General features: G+C 68.3%; 15 protein-coding genes and 1 rRNA gene. 8 read left to right on the forward strand and 8 right to left on the reverse strand.

From position 1 onward, the window contains the following. Both STRIP9103_RS04430 and STRIP9103_RS04435 read right to left on the reverse strand, forming a co-directional pair. Positions 1–1,513 (reverse strand): 16S ribosomal RNA (locus tag STRIP9103_RS04430); the annotation flags it as partial. A gap of 572 nt (positions 1,514–2,085) precedes the next feature. Then, entirely contained in the window at positions 2,086–2,721 is a 636-nt protein-coding gene (locus STRIP9103_RS04435) for a DNA-3-methyladenine glycosylase (RefSeq protein ID WP_009298828.1), read from the reverse strand. Positions 2,722–2,920: 199 nt separating this feature from the next. Here STRIP9103_RS04435 and STRIP9103_RS04440 point away from each other — a divergent pair, with 199 nt between their 5' ends. The 3 genes from STRIP9103_RS04440 to STRIP9103_RS04450 all read left to right on the forward strand — a co-directional run bounded on the left by STRIP9103_RS04440 (position 2,921) and on the right by STRIP9103_RS04450 (position 5,013). After that, entirely contained in the window at positions 2,921–3,703 is a 783-nt protein-coding gene (locus STRIP9103_RS04440) for a sporulation protein (RefSeq protein ID WP_009298825.1), read from the forward strand. 110 nt (positions 3,704–3,813) lie between these two features. After that, positions 3,814–4,353: a YbhB/YbcL family Raf kinase inhibitor-like protein gene (locus tag STRIP9103_RS04445; RefSeq protein WP_009298831.1), complete on the forward strand. Its 540-nt coding sequence runs from the start codon at positions 3,814–3,816 to the stop codon at positions 4,351–4,353. 153 nt (positions 4,354–4,506) lie between these two features. Then, complete coding sequence (locus tag STRIP9103_RS04450) at positions 4,507–5,013, forward strand: HNH endonuclease (protein ID WP_009298824.1); 507 nt, start codon at positions 4,507–4,509, stop codon at positions 5,011–5,013. A gap of 161 nt (positions 5,014–5,174) precedes the next feature. On the opposite strand, the gene STRIP9103_RS04455 is transcribed toward STRIP9103_RS04450, so the two are convergent. From STRIP9103_RS04455 to STRIP9103_RS04465, 3 genes are all read right to left on the reverse strand, one after another. Then, positions 5,175–6,122: an SPFH domain-containing protein gene (locus STRIP9103_RS04455; protein ID WP_009298827.1), complete on the reverse strand. Its 948-nt coding sequence runs from the start codon at positions 6,120–6,122 to the stop codon at positions 5,175–5,177. A gap of 158 nt (positions 6,123–6,280) precedes the next feature. After that, positions 6,281–6,712: an NfeD family protein gene (locus tag STRIP9103_RS04460; RefSeq protein WP_009298834.1), complete on the reverse strand. Its 432-nt coding sequence runs from the start codon at positions 6,710–6,712 to the stop codon at positions 6,281–6,283. Between the two features lie 145 nt (positions 6,713–6,857). Then, on the reverse strand, positions 6,858–7,649 hold the full coding sequence (locus STRIP9103_RS04465) for an ABC transporter ATP-binding protein (RefSeq protein ID WP_009298836.1): 792 nt from the start codon (positions 7,647–7,649) through the stop codon (positions 6,858–6,860). Positions 7,650–7,799: 150 nt separating this feature from the next. On the opposite strand from STRIP9103_RS04465, the gene STRIP9103_RS04470 reads away from it, so the two are divergent. Both STRIP9103_RS04470 and STRIP9103_RS45945 read left to right on the forward strand, forming a co-directional pair. Beyond that, positions 7,800–8,585 (forward strand): hypothetical protein, encoded by a 786-nt coding sequence (locus STRIP9103_RS04470; protein WP_009298820.1) that lies wholly within the window; start codon positions 7,800–7,802, stop codon positions 8,583–8,585. Between the two features lie 44 nt (positions 8,586–8,629). Continuing rightward, a protein-coding gene (locus tag STRIP9103_RS45945; RefSeq protein ID WP_234022256.1) for an IS5 family transposase occupies positions 8,630–9,504 on the forward strand; the annotation gives its coding sequence in 2 pieces (ribosomal slippage) (positions 8,630–9,011 and positions 9,011–9,504; 876 coding nt in all). A 406-nt stretch (positions 9,505–9,910) separates the two neighbouring features. On the opposite strand, the gene chpE is transcribed toward STRIP9103_RS45945, so the two are convergent. The 3 genes from chpE to STRIP9103_RS04495 all read right to left on the reverse strand — a co-directional run bounded on the left by chpE (position 9,911) and on the right by STRIP9103_RS04495 (position 12,100). Next, a complete protein-coding gene (gene chpE / locus STRIP9103_RS04485) occupies positions 9,911–10,159 on the reverse strand; it encodes a chaplin ChpE (RefSeq protein WP_009298843.1) in 249 nt (82 codons plus the stop codon). Between the two features lie 158 nt (positions 10,160–10,317). Continuing rightward, positions 10,318–10,959, reverse strand: a complete 642-nt coding sequence (locus STRIP9103_RS04490; protein WP_009298822.1) for a response regulator — start codon at positions 10,957–10,959, stop codon at positions 10,318–10,320. Continuing rightward, a complete protein-coding gene (locus STRIP9103_RS04495) occupies positions 10,952–12,100 on the reverse strand; it encodes a GAF domain-containing sensor histidine kinase (protein WP_009298829.1) in 1,149 nt (382 codons plus the stop codon). The genes STRIP9103_RS04490 and STRIP9103_RS04495 overlap by 8 nt, the downstream gene beginning before the upstream one ends. Positions 12,101–12,359: 259 nt before the next feature. Between STRIP9103_RS04495 and STRIP9103_RS04500 the strand changes: the two genes are divergently transcribed. The 3 genes from STRIP9103_RS04500 (at position 12,360) to STRIP9103_RS04510 (ending at position 15,215) form a co-directional block, all read left to right on the forward strand. Next, positions 12,360–13,055, forward strand: a complete 696-nt coding sequence (locus STRIP9103_RS04500) for an SDR family NAD(P)-dependent oxidoreductase (protein WP_009298833.1) — start codon at positions 12,360–12,362, stop codon at positions 13,053–13,055. Further along, positions 13,052–14,233, forward strand: coding sequence for an S-adenosylmethionine:tRNA ribosyltransferase-isomerase (locus STRIP9103_RS04505; RefSeq protein ID WP_048819681.1), 1,182 nt, complete (start codon positions 13,052–13,054; stop codon positions 14,231–14,233). Before STRIP9103_RS04500 ends, STRIP9103_RS04505 begins: the two co-directional genes overlap by 4 nt. Before the next feature lie 298 nt (positions 14,234–14,531). Continuing rightward, a complete protein-coding gene (locus tag STRIP9103_RS04510; protein WP_009298841.1) occupies positions 14,532–15,215 on the forward strand; it encodes a transglycosylase SLT domain-containing protein in 684 nt (227 codons plus the stop codon). The last annotated feature ends 84 nt before the right edge of the window (positions 15,216–15,299 follow it).

Genomic DNA, 15,299 nt, shown 5'->3' on the forward strand with positions numbered 1-15,299 from the left:
AGCCGCACCTTCCGGTACGGCTACCTTGTTACGACTTCGTCCCAATCGCCAGTCCCACCTTCGACAGCTCCCTCCCGCAAGGGGTTGGGCCACCGGCTTCGGGTGTTACCGACTTTCGTGACGTGACGGGCGGTGTGTACAAGGCCCGGGAACGTATTCACCGCAGCACTGCTGATCTGCGATTACTAGCAACTCCGACTTCATGGGGTCGAGTTGCAGACCCCAATCCGAACTGAGACAGGCTTTTTGAGATTCGCTCCGCCTCACGGCTTCGCAGCTCATTGTACCTGCCATTGTAGCACGTGTGCAGCCCAAGACATAAGGGGCATGATGACTTGACGTCGTCCCCACCTTCCTCCGAGTTGACCCCGGCAGTCTCCTGTGAGTCCCCACCACCCCGAAGGGCGTGCTGGCAACACAGAACAAGGGTTGCGCTCGTTGCGGGACTTAACCCAACATCTCACGACACGAGCTGACGACAGCCATGCACCACCTGTACACCGACCACAAGGGGGACCCTGTCTCCAGGGTTTTCCGGCGTATGTCAAGCCTTGGTAAGGTTCTTCGCGTTGCGTCGAATTAAGCCACATGCTCCGCTGCTTGTGCGGGCCCCCGTCAATTCCTTTGAGTTTTAGCCTTGCGGCCGTACTCCCCAGGCGGGGAACTTAATGCGTTAGCTGCGGCACCGACGACGTGGAATGTCGCCAACACCTAGTTCCCACCGTTTACGGCGTGGACTACCAGGGTATCTAATCCTGTTCGCTCCCCACGCTTTCGCTCCTCAGCGTCAGTAATGGCCCAGAGATCCGCCTTCGCCACCGGTGTTCCTCCTGATATCTGCGCATTTCACCGCTACACCAGGAATTCCGATCTCCCCTACCACACTCCAGTCTGCCCGTATCGAATGCAGACCCGGGGTTAAGCCCCGGGCTTTCACATCCGACGCGACAGACCGCCTACGAGCTCTTTACGCCCAATAATTCCGGACAACGCTCGCGCCCTACGTATTACCGCGGCTGCTGGCACGTAGTTAGCCGGCGCTTCTTCTGCAGGTACCGTCACTTGCGCTTCTTCCCTGCTGAAAGAGGTTTACAACCCGAAGGCCGTCATCCCTCACGCGGCGTCGCTGCATCAGGCTTGCGCCCATTGTGCAATATTCCCCACTGCTGCCTCCCGTAGGAGTCTGGGCCGTGTCTCAGTCCCAGTGTGGCCGGTCGCCCTCTCAGGCCGGCTACCCGTCGTCGCCTTGGTGAGCCGTTACCTCACCAACAAGCTGATAGGCCGCGGGCTCATCCTTCACCGCCGGAGCTTTCCACGCACATCGGATGCCCGAGCGCGTCGTATCCGGTATTAGACCCCGTTTCCAGGGCTTGTCCCAGAGTGAAGGGCAGATTGCCCACGTGTTACTCACCCGTTCGCCACTAATCCCCACCGAAGCGGTTCATCGTTCGACTTGCATGTGTTAAGCACGCCGCCAGCGTTCGTCCTGAGCCAGGATCAAACTCTCCGTGAATGTGTACCGGTAATCCGGTGCGCACACACGAGAGCGGAACCACCGGAGGAATGATCCGATGGTTCACAGCGTCCTCGCTGTGTTTGTTTCAAAGGAACCTCGACCACCGGAAATGTTTCCGGCAGACGGGGTATCAACATATCTGGCGTTGATTTTTGGCACGCTGTTGAGTTCTCAAGGAACGGACGCTTCCTTCGTACTCACCCGAGCCGTTTCTCTCGGGCTTTCCTCCGGGCGCTTCCCTTCGGTCTTGCGTTTCCGACTCTACCAGATCGTTTTCCGATCCGATTTCCTCGGTGGCCATCCCGTGTTAGCAGGATATTGGCACTGTGTCTTTCGACGGTCTTTGGCCTCGCAGTTTCCCTTGCGGCCTTTCGACATTCACTACGTTAGCCGATTCCCTCGGCAACTCATAATTGAGTGCTGCGGACTTGAATCAGGGCATGCCTGATTCGCCCCCGCCGAGGGGATGTCGTAGGTAGTGGGTTGGCCGCTTCCGGCTGCTGGCTGATAGCCGTACCCGGTTCAAGCGGCTCGGGCTACGGTACGGATCGCCCACAGGCGAGTCAAGTTCAGCGGCGGCGGGGGACGTGGGCCCGATAGGGACTCACGGTCGGGTCGTTGGCGATCCAGAAGCGCCAGGGATGCACTCCGCCGTCTCCGGCGACGCCGGTGCGGGGGCCGTTCAACACCTGGTCAGAGCTCACGGCAGTGCCGGCGAAGACCTTCAGCGGTGGGTCGTCGGGGGCGCAGGCGTCCGTACCGTCGAGGGCTCGGTCCACATCCAGGGCCGTGGCCAGGCGGGCGGGCCCTTTGGCCAGTTCTTTGTCATTTCGGGCCGAGAGTCGACGTTTGCGGGCGAGCTCGGCGCCCTCAATGATCTCGCCCGCTCGCAGCAGGACCGCGCTCGCCCGGCCCTCCGGACCGCACACGAGGTTCATGCAGTGCCACATGCCGTAGGTGAAGTAGACGTACACGAATCCGGGTGGGCCGAACATCACGCCGTTGCGGGCTGTACGGCCACGATAGGCGTGGGAGCCGGGGTCGTTCGCGCCGTCGTAGGCCTCGACCTCTGTGAGGCGGAGTTCGATCGGACCGTCCGGGGTGTTGCGTACGAGGACGCGCCCCAGAAGGTCGGGGGCGACCTCCAGGACGGGGCGGTCGAAGAACTCCCGGGCGAGGGGCGTACGGTCGGGGGTCGCGATCATGGCGTACGAGCGTAGTCCAGACGGTGCGGGCCGATGGGTGGCGAGGGAGCGTCCTCCTTGGAAGGGTGAGGACACGGAACCGGTCGGCGTCGGTCTGCGTTTGTAGGGATCAAGGATCCACGCCATACAGAACGATCCACACCACACAGAACACAGAGCCACACAGATACACAGGCGTTGCCTGACGGGAGGAACAGACATGGGGTTCAAGCGGCTGCTCGCGAGCCTGGGGGCCGGGGGCGCTTCGGTCGAGACGGTACTGACCGAGGTCAATGTCGTCCCGGGTGGTGTCGTCCAGGGTGAGGTGCGGATCCAGGGCGGCTCCGTGGACCAGCAGATCGAGGCGCTGTCGGTCGGGCTGCAGGCCAAGGTCGAGGTCGAGGGCCAGGACGCGGAGTACAAGCAGGACATCGAGTTCACGAAGCAGCGGCTCGGTGGTGCCTTCGAGCTGAAGGCCGAGGCGGTCCATGTGGTGCCGTTCGGTCTGGAGATCCCCTGGGAGACGCCGATCACCACGATCCAGGGGCAGACACTGCCGGGGATGCACATCGGTGTGACGACCGAGCTGGAGATCGCGCGTGCGGTCGACTCCGGTGACCTCGACCCGATCAACGTGCACCCGCTGCCGGCGCAGCAGGCGCTCCTGGACGCCTTCGTCCAGCTGGGCTTCCGTTTCAAGAACGCGGACATGGAGCGCGGTCACATCCGGGGTACGCGGCAGAAGCTGCCGTTCTACCAGGAGATCGAGTTCTTCCCGCCGCAGCAGTACCACGGGCTCAACCAGGTCGAGTTGAGCTTCGTCGCCGACGAGCGCGAGATGGACGTCGTGCTGGAGATGGACAAGAAGCCGGGTCTGTTCAGCGAGGGCAGCGACTCGTTCCGCGCCTTCAAGGTGGGTCTGCACGACTACCAGAGCACTGACTGGGCGGCGTATCTGAACCAGTGGCTTTCGGAGGTCGGCAGCAAGCGCAGCTGGTTCTAGGCTCTGGAGGGCGGGATTCCGTACGGCGTTCCGGTACGGGGGCATACGCAGGATCCCGTACGGCGTTCCGCACGTACCCACACTGACCAGAACCATCAGGAGGTACCGAGGTGACCGAGCCGAAGAGGCCGCCGCTCCCCCACGATTTCCATCCGGTCGTGCCGTCCTTCACGGTCACGAGCGAGGACGTCGAACCCGGGGCGACGCTCAAGGACGCTCAGGTCTACGCGGGCGGGAACATCTCGCCGCAGCTGCGCTGGGAGGGCTTCCCGCCGGAGACCAAGAGCTTCGCCGTGACCTGCTACGACCCGGACGCCCCCACGGGGAGCGGGTTCTGGCACTGGGTCGTGTTCGACATCCCGGCGTCCGTGACGGAGCTGCCGACGGGTGCGGGCTCGGGGAAGTTCGAGGGGCTGCCCGAGGGCGCGGTGCATGTACGCAACGACTACGGGACGAGGGACTTCGGCGGTGCCGCGCCGCCGCCCGGTGACCCGGCGCACCGTTATGTGTTCACGGTCTACGCAGTGGATCAGGAGAAGCTCGGCCCGGATTCCGACGCTTCGCCCGCCGTGGTCGGATTCAATCTGCGGTTCCACACGCTGGCGCGCGCTCAACTCATCGGTGAGTACGCGGCGGTAGCGGAAAAGTAACGAAGCCGGACGTTCATTGAACGTTTGCCCGTCTCTGGTCTTGGAAGTGATCAGAGGCGGGCATTTTTTATTGCGTTGTCCATCTCGGCGTGCCCGGCCAGAGTTGATCCAAGCCCGCCGGGGGGTGGGCTGGTGCACAGGAGGTGGGCTGGAGTGCGGGACACGCTGGTACTGAACGCGAGCTTCGAGCCGCTGTCGACGGTGACGCTCAACCGAGCCGTCGTTCTGGTACTGCAGGACAAGGCCGTCGTCGAGCAGACCCACCCCGAGCTGCGCATGCGCGGAGCCGCGGTCGACATACCGGCGCCCCGGGTGATCAGGCTCTGCAGGTATGTACGGGTGCCCTTCCGAAGACAAGCACCGTGGTCGAGGCGGGGTGTTCTGGTGCGGGACCGGCACAGGTGCGCGTACTGCGGCCGGCGGGCGACGACCGTGGACCACATAGTGCCGCGGTCGCAGGGTGGTCAGGACAGCTGGCTGAACACGGTGGCCTCGTGCGCGGAGGACAACCACCGCAAGGCGAACCGGACTCCGGAGGAGGCGGGGATGCCGCTGCTGCGGCAGCCGTTCGAGCCGACGCCGGCGGATGCGATGCTGCTGGCGCTGGGGCGGGACGACTTCGATGCGCTGCCGGGGTGGCTCTCGCAGAGTGCCGCGTAGGCGCTCCGCTGGGAGAGCCGGATGACGACGGGTGGTTCGTCAGCTGCGGGTTCGTCGTGGTTTGTCGCGCCCACGCGGTGGAGCCGCGCATTCGACACGGCCCCGCGCCCCTGAAAAGCATGGGCCCGCCCTTCTCGTGAAGGCGGGCCCATTTCTTGTGCTCAGTCGATGGCCGGCTTTTCGCGGCGCTCGCTGCCGCCGTCGGTCGGCTTGGGGACGGTTGGACCGCCGCCCATGGCTCCGAAGTTGCCCATGGCGCCGGAGAGGCCCTTGAGGGCGTCGCCGATTTCGCTGGGGACGATCCAGAGCTTGTTGGCGTCGCCCTCGGCGATCTTCGGGAGCATCTGGAGGTACTGGTAGCTGAGGAGCTTCTGGTCCGGGTCACCGGCGTGGATGGCCTCGAAGACCGTACGGACGGCCTGGGCCTCGCCCTCGGCGCGCAGGGCGGCGGCCTTGGCCTCACCCTCGGCGCGGAGGATCTGGGACTGCTTCTCACCCTCGGCGGTGAGGATCGCGGCCTGACGCGTACCTTCGGCGGTGAGGATCGCGGCGCGCTTGTCACGGTCGGCGCGCATCTGCTTCTCCATCGAGTCCTGGATGGAGGTCGGCGGCTCGATCGCCTTCAGCTCGACCCGGTTGACGCGGATGCCCCACTTTCCGGTGGCCTCGTCGAGGACACCGCGCAGGGCCGCGTTGATCTCTTCTCGGGAGGTCAGGGTCCGTTCCAGGTCCATGCCACCGATGATGTTGCGGAGCGTGGTGACGGTGAGCTGCTCGATCGCCTGGATGTAGCTGGCGACCTCGTAGGTGGCGGCGCGGGCGTCGGTCACCTGGTAGTAGATGACCGTGTCGATGTTCACGACCAGGTTGTCCTGGGTGATCACCGGCTGGGGCGGGAACGGCACGACCTGTTCACGCAGGTCGATGCGGTTGCGGATGGTGTCGATGAACGGGACGACGATGTTGAGGCCCGCGTTGAGCGTGCGTGTGTAGCGGCCGAAGCGCTCGACGATGGCGGCGCTGGCCTGTGGGATGACCTGGATGGTCTTGATCAGGGCGATGAAGACCAACACCACCAGAATGATCAGGACGATGATGATCGGTTCCATCGTTTGCTCCCCGTGCCCTTCTCCGCCATGGCGCTTCCGGACGATCTTATGCCTGTTTGCCTGTTGAAGATCTTGCTCGTCGAGTCTGGCAGAACGGCGCCTGCCAGGTGGGTCGTTCGGTGCATTGCGTCATCGCGTCGTGACCACGTCGTACGAGGTCATATGACGATCGCCGTGGCTCCCTCGATCTCCACAACGTCCACTTCCTGACCCACCTCGTAGGCCTGTGCGGTGTCGAGGGCGCGGGCCGACCAGACTTCGCCGCCCAGTTTGATACGACCGCCCGTGCCGTCGACCCGTTCCAGCACCACGGCGTGTTTGCCCTTCAACGCGTCGACCCCGGTGGCGAGTTGGGGCCGCTGGGCTCTGTGTCGGGCCGCGACGGGCCGTACAACGGCGATGAGGGCGACGGAGACGACGGCGAAGACGATCACTTGAAGTACGACACCGCCGCCCAGCCCTGCGGTCACGGCGCCGGCGACGGCGCCCAGGGCGAGCATGCCCAGTTCCGGCATCGCGGTCACGACGAGGGCGATACCGAGCCCGGCCGCGCCGATCAGCCACCACACCCATGCGTCGATGCTGTCCACGTGGTCAATGGTAGGACCGGGATCGTCCCGCCGACAGAGCGCGAGGGAGCAAAGATCACGTATGAGGGCCGCCAAGTCGGCCGCGCCCCGGCCGGGTTGTGGAGCCGGGGCGTCCGACGGGCGGAAAAGCAGGAGAAGTTGGAGGTCAGGTGAGGGGCAGGCCGCGGGCGGTCCAGCGGTCGTCGACCTGCTCGACGACGAGCGGGAGGCCGAAGCAGAGGGAGAGGTTGCGGGAGGTGAGCTCCAGCTCCAGCGGGCCCGCGGTGAGGACCTTGCCCTGGCGGATCATCAGGACGTGAGTGAAGCCCGGGGGGATCTCCTCGACGTGGTGCGTGACCATGATCATGGAGGGGGCGATGGGGTCCCGGGCGAGGCGGCCGAGCCGGCGTACGAGGTCCTCGCGGCCGCCGAGGTCGAGGCCGGCGGCGGGTTCGTCGAGGAGCAGCAGTTCGGGGTCGGCCATCAGGGCGCGGGCGATGAGGGTGCGCTTGCGCTCGCCCTCGGAGAGGGTGCCGAACTTGCGGTCGACGTACTCGGTCATGCCGAGGCGGTCGAGGAAGGCGCGGGCGCGCAGTTCGTCGACCTCCTCGTAGTCCTCGTTCCAGGTGGCCGTCATGCCGTACGCGGCGGTCAGTACGGTCTGCAGGACGGTCTGGCGCTTGGGGAGCTTCTCGGCCATGGCGATGCCGGCCATGCCGATGCGGGGGCGCAGGTCGAAGACGTCGACCTGGCCGAGCGTGTCGCCGAGGATCGTGGCGGTGCCCTTGCTGGGGAACAGGTAGCTGGAGGCGACGTTGAGGAGGGTGGTCTTCCCGGCGCCGTTCGGGCCGAGGATGGCCCAGCGCTCGCCCTCCTTGACCGACCAGGAGACCTGGTCCACGAGAGCCCGGCCCTCGCGGACCACGGATACGTCCTCCAGCTCCAGAACATCGCTCATGAGCGCGCTGTCTCCCCTTGCAGTGTCGGCCTGTCTCGGCTGTCGCGTACGCCTGTGGTTGGAGCCACCGCCGAGTGGGCGCAGCCCTCAGGGAAATCTACGCCACCGGTCGGGCCGTCCATTCCATCGGTCGGTCCTTAGGGTGGGGGCATGCTCTCGGAACCGCGCTCAGGACGCCTTGCCGCATGGGGAAATGCCCTTCTTGCCGGACTTGTCTCTCCGGATGACGCGGTGCTCGCCGTTGTCGGGGAGGACGCGCTGCATCGGGTCGAAGGGTTGCCCGGGGAGTCGGAGCCCGTCGGGCTGACGCTGGCGCTCGGGCGGTTGCGGGGGCTGGGGGTGACCGGGTTCCGGGTCGCGTTGCCCGCGCCGGGGCATCCGCTGGGGCTCAGTGGGCCGCCGGAGTTCAACAAGCGGGCGCTGGAGGCGGAGGAGGCCGTGACCTGCCACGGGGGTGCGCTGGGGCTGGTGCCGGAGGTGCACTCGGCCGGGCCCTCGGGTGATGAGCACGTGGAGGTCGTCTGGCACTGCCTGGAGGTGCGGGAGGCGCCGCCCGCCGATGTGCCGTCGCTCGGGGAGGCCGAGCGGGAGCTGGCGGAGGCGTTGCGGGAGGCCACGGCGGTGTTGTCGCGGCTGGATGTGGCGGCGTCCGGGCCGGTGGCCGAGGCGGCGATCGATGCGTATCGGGCGCGGGCCGAGCGGGGGCGGGAGGTGTTGGCGCCGGGGTATCCGCCGCGGGCGGTGCGGGTGTTGGAGCTGGCGCAGCGGGTGGGGTTGCTGATCTCGGTGGCGTACGAGGCCGGGGACGGGGGTGCCGTGAGCGCTTCCGAGATGGCCTCGCGGGCGGCTGCGCTGCGTCCGGTGGAGCGGACGGCTCGGCGGGCTCAGGTGGCGGCGTACAACGCGTTCGTGGAGGAGCGGGAGCGGGGGCGCTAGGGTGCGTTTCATATGTGGATCTTGATGTGTCAAGATCCCACTTCGTGGGGCGGCATGATCTGACGAATACACAGTGGGCGAAGCTGGAGCCCCTGCTCCCGGTCGGCAAGAAGCCTGGACGGCCACCGGTGCACACCAAGCGGCAACTGATAGACGGCATACGGTGGCGCACCCGCGCCGGTGCTTCCTGGCGGGACGTGCCCGAGCGCTATGGCCCGTGGGAGACGGTCTACGGCCTGTTCCGCCGCTGGCAGCGGGACGGCACCTGGCACCGCATCTTCGAACAGCTGCAGGCCCAGGCCGACGCCGAGGGACTGATCACCTGGGACGTCTCGGTGGACTCGACCATCGCCCGCGCCCACCAGCATGCGGCCGGCGCCCGCAAAAAGGGGATCTGCAGACCGAGCCGCCAGGCGGTGTGTTCATCGAGCCCGACGACCACGGGCTCGGACGCTCCCGGGGCGGGCTGACAACCAAGCTCCACCTGGCGGTCGAGCAGGCCCAGAAACCGATGTCGCTGGTCATCACGGCAGGACAGCGCGGTGATTCCCCGCAGTTCCAGGTGGTCTTGGGCCGCATCCGGGTGCCCCGGCTCGGGTCGGGCCGCCCGCGCACCCGGCCGGACAAGGTGCGTGCCGACAAGGCGTACGGCTCCCGCGCGAACCGTGCCTACCTGCGCAAGCGCGGTATCCGCTGCACGATCCCGGAGAAGCGCGACCAGATCGCCAACCGCAAGAACCGCGGCTCCCACGGCGGCCGGCCACCTAAGTTCGACAAGGCCGACTACAAGGAGCGCCACGCGGTCGAGTGCGGAATCAATCGCCTCAAGCGGCACCGCGCTGTCGCCACGAGATACGACAAGTTGGCAGTTCGCTACGAGGCGACCGTGCTGGTCGCAGCCATCAACGAGTGGCTGTGACCAGCACTTTCAAAACGCACCCTAGCGCCGGCTCGGGTGGGGTGCGCTGAAGCCTTGGCGGGGTGGTGCCCGGCGGCTGTTGCCGGCGGGGGTGGGTTTCGCTTCCCGGCGCCGACAGGGTGCCGCTACGCTCACCCTCCCCGATCGCCCCAGCGGCACGATTGCCCGCGGCTGAGCGAACCGGGGTGGGCAGCCGTCCCGGCGGTGCGGCTGCCCGCAGCCATGCAGGCGACCTGCGCGAGCGACCACGGCGTCACTTGCAGTCGCCGTACAAGCCGCACCCCCGAGCCATTGGGCGTCGGCGGCCGAACCCTGCCGCCCGCAGGGGCTTCGGGAACCCCCGGGCAAACCTGACCGGCCTTCCAGGGGGTCTGGAAGGCCGGTGGTCACTGGTGGGCCGGAGGCGTCAGTGGTTGACACCCAGGTTGCCGAAGGCCGGGTTCAGGACGCCGATGACGCTCACGCTGTTGCCGACCGCGTTCACCGGGATGTGGACCGGGGCCTGGATGACGTTGCCCGAGACGACACCCGGCGAGCCGACGGCCTTGCCGCCCGCGTGCGCACCGCCGTCGGTGGCGGAGGCCATGCCGGCACCGGCGGCGACGAGGCCACCGGCCACCATCGTGACAGCGGCGGCCTTCTTCAGGTTCTTCACTTCTGAGCCCTTCCTTGCGATCACTGCGGCGGTCGCACGCAGCACGCACTGAAGAACGGCAGAGCCCCGGCGGGGATGCGCCATCCGGGTGACATACACCCGACAGTATGAATCTCGGCCCGGAGCGGAACATTCCAGGTTGCCGGACAATCGGTACGTCATCCGGTCACATCATGCCGTACCGCCCAGAGCGCGGCCTGGGTCCGGTCCGCCAGGTCGAGCTTCATGAGGATGTTCGAGACGTGGGTCTTGACCGTCTTCTCGGACAGCACCAGCGCGCGGGCGATCTCGCGGTTGGAGCGGCCGTCGGCGATCAGGCCGAGCACCTCGCGCTCCCGCTCGGTGAGTGAACCGCCTCTGCCCTGGCCGGAGTTGGCCTCCTCCTGGGACAGGAGCGCGCCGGCGACCTCCGGTTGGAGGAGGATGTGTCCGGCGTGCACGGAGCGGATGGCGCCGGCCAGCGCGTCGGGATCGATGTCCTTGTAGACGTATCCGGCGGCGCCGGCGCGCAGGGCCGGGACGACCGTGCGCTGCTCGGTGAAGCTGGTGACTATGAGTACGCGCGCGGGGTTGTCGAGTTCGCGGAGCTTGCGCAGGGCCTCGACGCCGTCCATGCCGGGCATCTTGACGTCCATGAGGACGATGTCGGGCTTCAGCTCCTCGGCGCGGGCGACTCCTTCGGCGCCGTCGGAGGCCTCTCCCACGACCTCGATGTCGTCCTGCACCTCCAGGAAGGTGCGCAGGCCGCGGCGGACCACCTGGTGGTCGTCGACGAGCAGCACCTTGATTGCGTCAGCCACCGGGGACCTCCATCTCGATCGTGGTGCCCTTTCCTGGCGCCGATTCCACGGTCAGGGTGCCGCCGACCCCGCTCGCCCGGTCGCGCATGGAGACCAGGCCGAGGTGGCGTCCCGCGCGGCGTATCGCCTGGGGGTCGAAGCCGCTGCCGTCGTCGATGACCCGTAGGACGGCTCCGCCGCCGCGCCGGTCGAGGGTGACGTCGACGTGTTCGGCTCCCGAGTGGCGCAGGGCGTTGTGCAGGGCCTCCTGGGCGACGCGCAGCATGGCCTCCTCCTGGGCGGCGGGCAGTGCGCGGACGCCGCGTCCGGCGAAGGTGACGCGGGCGGTGTGGGCGCGGTCCAGGACCTGGATCTGGGTGCGCAGGGTGGCGATCAGACCGTCCTCGTCGAGGCCGGCGGGGCGCAGTTCGACGACGGCCGCGCGCAGTTCGTCGGCGGCCTCGGCGGCCAGGGCGGCGACCTGCTGGAGTTCGCCCTTGGCGCGCGCGGGGTCGCGGTCGACCAGGGCGGCGGCGGCCTGGGCGGTGAGGCGCAGGGAGAAGAGTTTCTGGCTGACGGCGTCGTGGAGTTCGTGGGCGAGCCGGGAGCGCTCCTCGGCGATGGTGAGCTCGCGGCTGCGTTCGTAGAGGCGGGCGTTGGTCAGGGCGATCGCCGCGTGCTGGGCGAGGATCGACAGCAGCTCCTCGTCCTCCTCGGTGAAGCCGCAGCCGCCGTCGGGCTTGGGGCAGCGCTTGTTGGCGAGGAAGAGGGCGCCGATGACCTCGTCGCCGTCACGGATGGGCAGGCCCAGGAAGTCGACCAGGTCGGGGTGGGCGCTGGGCCAGCCCTCGAAGCGGGGGTCCTTGCGTACGTCGGCCAGGCGCTCGGGGGTCGCCTCGTGGAGCATCGCGGCGAGGATGCCGTGCTGGCGCGGGAGCGGGCCGATGGCCTTCCACTGCGCGTCGCTGACGCCGTCGACGACGAACTGGGCGAAGCCGCCGTGGTCGTCGGGGACGCCGAGGGCCGCGTACTCCGCGTCGAGCAGTTCACGGGCGGAGGCGACGATCCTCTTGAGGACGTCGCGCACCTCCAGGTGTCTGCTCATGGCCAGCAGCGCGGAACTCACCGCGGCGAAGCCCGACGACCGGGGACCTTGACTCATGACCTCACCGTACCGGCGGGGTCCGACAACGCGGATCGGACCGCCGGAGGCCCCGCCCGGTCCGCATGTCCTAGGCCGGAGGCCTAGGACCCTGGCCCCGGACCGGCGGCCTAGGGCTCGGGTCCCGGGCCGTCGGCCTAGGGCGAAGGGCCCCGGCGCTTTGCGGCCCGCGGACGAGGCGTCGGCGGCGGTGCCGTTCCTACGTTGAGGTCACCGCCGGTCGCATCGGGCGGCGGTCGAGGACGAGGGGACGGATGTCATGCCGGTAGCGATCATCACGGGGGCTTCCAAGGGGCTGGGGCGGGCGCTCGGCGCGGCCCTGGCGGAGCGCGGGTGGGACCTGGTGCTCGACGCCAGAACCGCGGAGGTCCTGTGGGAAACGGCCAAGGAGCTCTCGGCGCACGGGACGCGGGTGGAGGCCCTGCCGGGGGACGTCACGGACGCCGGGCACCGGGCCGAGCTGGTGGCGGCGGCCCGGGCGTTGGGCGGTGTCGATCTGCTGGTGAACAACGCGAGCGCGCTGGGTGCCGAGCCGCTCGTACGGCTGGAGGGGCTGGCCCTGGACGGGCTGCGGCGGGCCCTTGAGGTCAATGTGGTCGCGGCGCTGGGGCTGATCCAGGAGGCGCTGCCGCTGCTGCGGGCCTCCGGGGCGGGCACGGTGATCGACGTCAGCTCGGACGCGGCGGCCGAGGCGTACGAGACCTGGGGCGGTTACGGGGCCTCCAAGGCGGCGCTCGACCATCTGTCGGCGGTGCTGGCCGAGGAGGAGCCGGGCCTCAGGGTGTGGGCGGTGGACCCCGGGGACATGGGGACGGACCTGTACGCGGCGGCCGTGCCGGAGGACGACGATCCGCGGCCGACCCCGGACAGCGTGGTTCCGGCCTTTCTGCGGCTGCTCGACGAGCGGCCGGCCAGTGGCCGCTACGGGGCGCCGTCCCTGTTGGAGGTGCGATGACGACGGCGACGGTGCGTGTTCCGGAGGAGCTGCACGCGCGCGTTCCCGCCGAGCAGCGTGGGCCCGGCCTCGACCGGGACGCCGTACGGCTGCTGGTGTCGCGCGGTACGGAGGTGTCGCACCACGAGTTCGTGGAGCTGCCGCTGTTGCTGCGGGCCGGGGACCTGCTCATCGTGAACACGTCGCCGACGCTGGCGGCGGCCGTGGACGGGGCGATCGGGCACGCGCGCGTGGTGGTGCATTTCTCCACGCGGGGCGACGACGGGCGCTGGGCCGTCGAGCTGCGGGTCCCGGACGGCCGGGGCACCACACGCGCGCGTGCGGGAGGGCCTGCGGGGACGGAGGTGCAGCTGCCCGGGGGCGTACGGCTGGTCCTGGAGGAGCCGCTGAGCGAGCGGGGCGAGCGGCTGTGGTGGGCGCGGGTGTCGGCGCCGGGCGGGGTGCGGTCGAGAGGTGCGTCCGGTGCTCCCTCGGCGGCCGGCGAGCCCGTCCCGGGCGCCCCCGCGCCGTCCGGAGCGCCGGTATGTGTCGTGGAGGCGCTGCTCAGGGAGCACGGGCGGCCCATTCGGTACTCCTATACGGAGCGGGATCAGCCGTTGCCCGTGTATCAGACGGTGTTCGCGTTGCCCTCGGCGGACGGTTCGGGCAGTGCGGAGATGCCGAGTGCGGCGCGGCCGTTCACGACGCGGCTGGTGGCGGAGCTGGTGAGCCGGGGTGTGCGGTTCGCGCCGGTCACGTTGCACACCGGGGTGGCGTCGGCGGAGGCGCACGAGCCGCCGTATCCGGAGCGCTTCGCGGTGCCGGAGGCGTCGGCAAGGCTGATCAACGCGGCCGTGGCGGGCGATGGTCGGGTGATCGCGGTGGGAACGACCGCCGTGCGGGCCGTGGAGTCCGCCGCCGGGCCCGACGGTGTCGTACGGGCGTGTGCGGGGTGGACCGATCTGGTGGTGACGCCGGAGCGCGGAGTGCGGGTGGTCGACGGGCTGCTGACCGGGCTGCATGAGCCGGAGGCCTCGCATCTGCTGATGCTGGAGGCGATCGCGGGGCGGGCGGCGATCGAGCGCGCGTACGACGAGGCGATCGGCGGGCGCTACCTGTGGCACGAGTTCGGAGACGTGCACCTCATCCTGCCCGAGGAGGCGCCTCACACAGAGCGTTGCGACAGCAACCGCCGGTGAGGCCGGGAGCGGCTCCGTGTGACCCCTCCCATAGGGCGCACATCACGTACGAAGTTTCCTAGGAGATACATAAGGGCGCTATGAGCGGGAGAGACGTGGCGGTCTGTCCTGTTTTGCTACTTCCCGTTCCACTATCCAGGATAGTACGTCACACCTTTGCCACAGAATTTTGCGGCCGCTAAGAATGGCTGCGTCGCTCGGCGCCGTGGGTTTCCGCCCACGGCGTTTGCGCTGGAAGAGCAGTGTCCCCCACCCGGCCCAGAGCGACCTCCGCGCTATTCGAAGAGGTCCATCACTCATGCTCCAGATCGCCAAGACCTTCGCCAACAGTCCCGTGCTGCGCAAGACCCACAAGCTCTCGTTCGCCGGAGCAGCCGCCGTCGGCGCCGTCGCCCTCGGGTTCTCGCTGGTGCCGGCCGAGGCTCAGACCGCCCCGAAGACGGTGTCCGCGGCGCCGGTGGCGTTCAGCCAGGACTCGGCCAAGGACGTGAAGGCGAGCGTCGTCGAGCAGGTGGCCGACGCCAACAAGCAGGCCGCAGCCGCGGCGGCGAAGGAGAAGGCGGCTGCCGCCGCGCAGGAGCGGGCGCAGAAGGCCGCCGCCAGCCGGTCCGCCCAGCGTGCCGAGCTCAAGGCCGCCGCCGCGAAGGCCGTGAAGACGTATCCGAACAACCTCGACGGCTGGATCCGTGAGTCGCTCGACATCATGAAGAAGCACAACATCCCGGGCACGTACAACGGCCTGCACAAGAACATCATTCGGGAGTCCTCCGGCAACCCGAACGCCATCAACGACTGGGACATCAACGCCCAGAACGGCATCCCGTCGATCGGTCTGCTGCAGGTCATCAAGCCGACCTTCGACACCTACCACGTCCCGGGCACGGCCTGGAGCCAGTACGACCCGGTCGCCAACATCACGGCCGCCGCGAACTACGCGGCCCACCGGTACGGGTCGATCGACAACGTCAACAGCGCGTACTGAGGTCGGCGCGGACCTCTCCCCGTACGAACGCCTGACCTGTAGGAACATCTGACACCGTACGAACGCCTGACACGTACGAACGCC

It is taken from the genome of Streptomyces ipomoeae 91-03 (genome assembly GCF_000317595.1).
GTDB lineage: Bacteria > Actinomycetota > Actinomycetes > Streptomycetales > Streptomycetaceae > Streptomyces > Streptomyces ipomoeae.

Excerpts from the sequence above, each read along its gene's own strand:
- STRIP9103_RS04495 (WP_009298829.1), bottom strand. The coding sequence starts at position 12,100 with ATGAGTCAAGGTCCCCGGTCGTCGGGCTTCGCCGCGGTGAGTTCCGCG.
- STRIP9103_RS04455 (WP_009298827.1), bottom strand. The coding sequence starts at position 6,122 with ATGGAACCGATCATCATCGTCCTGATCATTCTGGTGGTGTTGGTCTTC.
- STRIP9103_RS04470 (WP_009298820.1), top strand. The coding sequence starts at position 7,800 with ATGCTCTCGGAACCGCGCTCAGGACGCCTTGCCGCATGGGGAAATGCC.
- STRIP9103_RS04465 (WP_009298836.1), bottom strand. The coding sequence starts at position 7,649 with ATGAGCGATGTTCTGGAGCTGGAGGACGTATCCGTGGTCCGCGAGGGC.
- STRIP9103_RS04440 (WP_009298825.1), top strand. The coding sequence starts at position 2,921 with ATGGGGTTCAAGCGGCTGCTCGCGAGCCTGGGGGCCGGGGGCGCTTCG.
- STRIP9103_RS04500 (WP_009298833.1), top strand. The coding sequence starts at position 12,360 with ATGCCGGTAGCGATCATCACGGGGGCTTCCAAGGGGCTGGGGCGGGCG.
- STRIP9103_RS04510 (WP_009298841.1), top strand. The coding sequence starts at position 14,532 with ATGCTCCAGATCGCCAAGACCTTCGCCAACAGTCCCGTGCTGCGCAAG.
- STRIP9103_RS04435 (WP_009298828.1), bottom strand. The coding sequence starts at position 2,721 with ATGATCGCGACCCCCGACCGTACGCCCCTCGCCCGGGAGTTCTTCGAC.
- STRIP9103_RS04505 (WP_048819681.1), top strand. The coding sequence starts at position 13,052 with ATGACGACGGCGACGGTGCGTGTTCCGGAGGAGCTGCACGCGCGCGTT.